Origin of the sequence: Sphingomonas sp. A2-49, assembly GCF_025548555.1 — a bacterium.
GTDB lineage: Bacteria > Pseudomonadota > Alphaproteobacteria > Sphingomonadales > Sphingomonadaceae > Sphingomonas.
The window spans coordinates 1-283 of sequence record NZ_JAJLPA010000054.1 but is presented as its reverse complement, the minus strand read 5'-3'; the positions used below and the strand labels follow the sequence as shown (position 1 = coordinate 283).

The following is a 283-nucleotide window of genomic DNA, read 5'->3' as shown; positions in this document are numbered from 1 at the left end:
GGATGCAATTAGACTGATGTTGTCAGCCGAACCCTCCTTCCAGGCGCGGACCAACACGTCCTTCCAACCCCTTGCTGGGATATCAATCGGACTGTTCGCATGCTTGCCGCGATCATCGGCACTCGGATGCTGCTTCGCTGCCACCGTCGTCATCGATCGCTCCGATATCGGCACTCGATCCGCGCCGACGAGGAAATGCACCTCGGCATAGGTTGGTTGCGGCATTGGCCGTCCTTGACCTTTGCCAATGGCCAAAAGGCTGAGGCTCTGTCGTCAACACAAA

Annotated in this window: 1 pseudogene; it reads right to left on the bottom strand. The window is 57.6% G+C overall.

The features are described from left to right. A pseudogene (locus tag LPN01_RS19030) lies at positions 1–225 on the bottom strand (hypothetical protein); the annotation flags it as partial. Between the last annotated feature and the right edge of the window lie 58 nt (positions 226–283).